The sequence below is a fragment of the Elstera litoralis genome, assembly GCF_000963705.1.
GTDB classification, from domain to species: Bacteria; Pseudomonadota; Alphaproteobacteria; order Elsterales; family Elsteraceae; genus Elstera; species Elstera litoralis.
Genome location: NZ_LAJY01000363.1, coordinates 1 through 4,690, shown reverse-complemented (window position 1 = coordinate 4,690; position 4,690 = coordinate 1). Strand labels below are relative to the sequence as shown.

At 61.7% G+C, this 4,690-nt stretch carries 3 protein-coding genes; 2 read left to right on the top strand and 1 reads right to left on the bottom strand.

Translation table 11 applies throughout. The features are described from left to right. Nucleotides 1-3,103, bottom strand: a 3,103-nt coding sequence (locus tag VZ95_RS13680; RefSeq protein ID WP_045776345.1) for a PAS-domain containing protein, incomplete at its 3' end; no start/stop codon positions are given. 332 nt (nt 3,104-3,435) lie between these two features. On the opposite strand from VZ95_RS13680, the gene VZ95_RS13675 reads away from it, so the two are divergent. Both VZ95_RS13675 and VZ95_RS13670 read left to right on the top strand, forming a co-directional pair. Continuing rightward, nucleotides 3,436-4,404 carry a TRAP transporter substrate-binding protein gene (locus VZ95_RS13675; RefSeq protein WP_408606092.1) on the top strand — a complete coding sequence of 323 codons (969 nt, stop codon included), beginning with the start codon at nt 3,436-3,438 and terminating at the stop codon, nt 4,402-4,404. A gap of 67 nt (nt 4,405-4,471) precedes the next feature. After that, a partial coding sequence (locus VZ95_RS13670) for a TRAP transporter small permease subunit (RefSeq protein WP_045776343.1) occupies nt 4,472-4,690 on the top strand: 219 nt, incomplete at its 3' end.

The window sequence follows — 4,690 nt, the reverse complement described above, 5'->3', positions numbered from 1 at the left end:
GCGGCGGTGTGGGGGTGAGGGCACGCGGCACCGTCACGGCAAAGCAGGAGCCCCGCCCCGGCCAGGAGCGTAGGCTAACCGGATGGCCGAGCCCGCGCGCAATCCGGTCGACAATCGCCAACCCCAAGCCAAGCCCGGCGTGACCATCGTCGGCACTGGGGGCGAGGCGACGAAACTCTTCAAAAATCTCCTGCTGACGCGCTTCGGGAATGCCAATGCCCGTATCCCAAACCTCAATCCGCACGCAGTCCCCCTGGGCGCGACACCCCAACAGCAGGCTGCCGCGCGGCGTATAGCGCACGGCATTGGTGAGAAAGTTCTGGACGATCCGGCGCAGCAAATCCGGGTCGGTCTGCACGCGCGCGGCCGTCGGCACGAAGCGCACGCGCAAGGGCCGATGGGCGGGCCGGTCGGCGGCGAGCGTCGTCACTTCCACCGCCAGCCGCTCCAGCAGCGGCCCCAGGGCGAAATCGCGCTTCTGTGCCCGCATCGCGCCCGCCTCCAGCGCCGAAATATCGAGCAACGCCGCCAGCAACTGTTCGACCGACTGCAAGGAGGCGGCAATATGCTCGACCATTTCCTGCCCCGCCGCCGCATTCCCGTCCTGAAGCCGCTCCCCCAACGCCGTGGTGAACAGCCGCGCGGCATTCAGCGGCTGCATCAAATCGTGACTGGCAGCGGCCAGAAAGCTGGTTTTGCTGGAATTGGCGCGCTCGGCCTCGGCTTTAGCCGCTTGCAGCGCCTCGGTGCGCTCGCGCACCCGCGCTTCCAGGCTTTCGTTGATCTCCTTCAGGCGCGCTGCCGCCAAATGCCGTTCGGTAATATCGGTATAGGTGGTCACATAACCGCCGCCGGGCATGAGATCGGTCAGCATTTCGATCACGGTGCCGTCGGGGCGAATGCGCTCGTGGCGATAGGGCCAGTCAGTGATTTCGTCGAAACGATTGACCAGCAGCGCATCAATATCTCCCGCCGCATAATCGCGCCGGGCGGCGTTGAAACGCACGAGTTCGGCCAGCGGCACGCCGACGCGCACCAGATTCGGCGGAAAATCCAGCAGATCGAGAAAGCGCCGGTTCCACATCAGCACGGTCAAGTCGCGGTCGAGCACGCAGATCCCCTGGCGCACACTGTCGATGGTGCCGCGCAGCAGATCGGCCTGGCTGCGGATGACCTCGGAGGCCTGATCGAGCATCTGCCTTGCGTCGCCGCGCGACAGGCTGCGCCGCTTCAGCGACGCGCCCATCACGACACGGGCGGAAGCCGAGCCGATGGCTCCCGCCAGCAGATGTTCGGTGAAGCGCACGGCGTCGAAATCGGCCAAACCGTCCCGATAGAAAGGCTCGGCCTCGGCATAGCGCGCGGCGATAAAGCGGTCGAAGGCCTCGCCGCCCGCCTCCTCGCCTAAATAGCGCGTGGCAATGGCGCGCAGATCGGCAAGCCGGGTGAGCACCGACCAGAGGCGCGGGCGCAACGGTTCGAGGTTCGGTGCGGCGTCCCCATAGGCTTCCGCCTGGGCGCGCTCGACGGCAGACGGGCGTGTGAGCAGCGAAACTAGGATATAGAGCGCGAGATTGACGAGCAGGCTCCAAAAGGTCGCGTGGGAAATCGCGTCCAATTCGCTTAAGCCGAACAGCGCATGGGCCGATAGAAACTCCAACCCCCACGGCCCTGTCTGAAGAAACGCCAAATCTAACCGCCGCAGCAATACGAAGGCTGGCAGCAGCAGCGTATAGGCCCAGATGAACAGCCCGCCGACGATCCCCGCAACAGCGCCCGCCCGCGTCGCCCGCCGCCAATAGAGCGCGCCCAGAAAGGCCGGGCCGAACTGCGCCACCGCCACAAAGGACATCAGCCCAATCGTTGTGAGCGCGTAATTCTCGCCAATCAGCCGATAGGTGAGAAACGCCAAGAAGAGAATGACGATGATCGCAGCGCGGCGGATGAACAGCAGCACGCGCGTGAGGTCCCGCTCCTGCCGAAACGCGGCGCGGCGCAGCAGCAGCGGCATCACCACATCGTTGCAGACCATCGTACTCAGCGCGACGACGGTCATAATCACCATCCCCGTTCCCGCCGATAGCCCGCCGATGAACGCCAGCAGTGCCATTTCCGGCGAGCCCAGCCGCAGGGGCAAGGCCAGCACGAAGGTATCCGGGTTTAGCGTGCCCTGCCCGACCAGTAGCAGGCCCGAGAGGGCAATCGGCACGATGAACAGCGAGAAAATCAGCAAATAGGCCGGAAAAATCCAGGCGGCCTGACGCAAATGGCGGCTGTCCTCATTCTCCACCATCAGCACATGGAACTTATGCGGCATGCAGAAGAAGGCAAAACAGGCGATGATCGTATTGCTCACCCAGGTTGGGGCCAGCAAATCGAGATCGAGCAACCGCGCCAGTTCCGGCTGTCTGGCCGCGATCTGAAACAGTTCCACCGGCCCTTCGGGCAGGCTCATCACAATAAACAGCGCCACCGCGATAAAAGCGGCGAGTTTCACGAGGCTTTCGAACACAATCGCCAGCAACAGGCCGCGATGGCGCTCGCTGGCATGAATATGGCGCACGCCGAAGAGAATCGAGAAAACCGCCATCGCCACGGTGACGGCAAAAGCCGTATCCGACCAAATCGGGTCGGACGGCAGCGCCCCTTGCCCAGTCAACCCATCGAAACTGCTGCCAAGCGCTTTTAATTGCAGGGCGATATAGGGCAGCAGGCTCAGCAGTGCCGTCAGCGTCACCAGGGCCGCGAGCCCCTGGCTCTTGCCATAGCGCCCGGCGAGAAAATCGGCGATGGAGGTGATATTCTGCGCCTTCACGACGGCAATGGCCTTGCGCAGCATCGGGCGGCCGAGCAGCAGCACCAGCGTTGGCCCTAGGTAGATCGGCAGAAAGTCGAATCCGCCGGTCGAGGCGCGCCCGACCGAGCCGTAAAAACTCCAGGTCGTCGTATAGATCGTCAGCGTGAGCGCGAAGAAAATTCCGCTGCGCCAGAGAAAGCGCAATGGCGGGTGCCCGCGCGCCGCCTGCCGATCGCCATACCAGGCAATACCGAAAAGCAGGGCGATATAGGCCGCCGAAACCGCAATGACGACCCAACCTTGCACGCGCCCGTTTCTCCTTGCCTGTAGTGCCGCCGCCGCCCCCTACGAAGGTAGCTCTCCCGCTTTTAACCCGAAAGCCTATCTTCGCGGCAACGAACCGATTGAGTGTCATAAAAAAATCGTCGGACGCTTGGGGAGAGGCCGCAAAAGTTCGGTTCGAGAACGAACGCGCCTGCCCATCCTGCCGACCCTTAGGTTGAGGGGATGATGATGGAACGTCGTGCGTTTTAAAAACTGCGGGCATCGGTGCCGCCGCCACTACGATTGCCGCTCCGGCAATCGCTCAATCGCAGCCCGAAATTAAATGGCGTCTCGCCTCCAGCTTCCCGAAGAGCTTGGATACGATTTACGGCGGGGCCGATACGATCGCCCAGCGCGTTGCGGCCGCCACCGGCGGTAAATTCCAAATTCGCGTTTTCGCGGCGGGCGAACTCGTTCCCGGTTTGCAGGTGCTGGACGCCGTGCAGGCCGGAACCGTGGAAATGGGCCATACGGCCATGTATTACTACGTCGGTAAAGACCCGACCTTCGCCTTCGAAGCCACAATTCCGTTCGGCCTGAACACGCGTCAGCATCTGGCGTGGATGTATCAGGGCGGCGGGAAGGAACTCGTCGGCGATTTCCTGAAAGAGTATAATGTCGTTAGCTTCCCCGCCGGCCAAACCGGCGCGCAGATGGGCGGCTGGTACCGTAAGGAAATCAAAACCCCTGCCGATCTCAACGGCCTCAAGATGCGCATCGGCGGGTTGGCCGGGCAGGTTTTGACCAAATTGGGCGGCGTTCCGCAGCAAATCGCGGGCGGTGACATCTATCCCGCGCTCGAAAAAGGCACGATTGACGCCGCCGAGTGGGTCGGCCCCTACGACGATGAGAAACTAGGGTTCTATAAGGTCGCAAAATACTATTATTATCCCGGTTGGTGGGAAGGGGGCTTGAATCTGTCGGCGATCGTCAACCGCGAGCAATTAGAATCGCTTCCGAAGGAGTATCGGGCGATTCTGGAGGCCGCGTGTTACGAAGCCAGCATTGCGATGATGACCAAGTACGACGCGCAAAACCCGATTGCGCTGAAGAAGCTGATCGGTTCGGGGGCGGTGCTCCGCCCGTTCTCGCGGGAGATTTTGCAGGCGGCTCACAAGGCCTCCTACGAACTCTACGAGGAATTGGCGAAAACCAATCCGAAGTGGAAGAAAATCTACGAACCGTGGAAAGCCTTCCGCGACGATCAGTACCTCTGGTTCCGTGTGGCAGAAACGACCTTCGATAATTTCACCTTCACGGCGGGCGCCCAGCGCACCCCGTAAGGCAGGCAAAAACAGGGGAAGTAAGAGGAACCTCTTGCTTCCCCGATACAAAAAGTGAGGGGGGCTTATGGGAGCTTTACTATCCCTCAGTCGGTTCATCGACCGGCTGAACGAATTCGTTGGCGGAAATATTAAATGGTTTCTGCTGGTCGCCGTCATCGTTTGCACGGTGAATGCACTCATCCGCTATCTCTTCGATAATAGTTCGAACGCTTGGCTGGAGCTGCAATGGTATTTGTTCGCGGCAGTGTTTCTGCCGGGGGCGGGCTATACGCTGCTGCGCAAC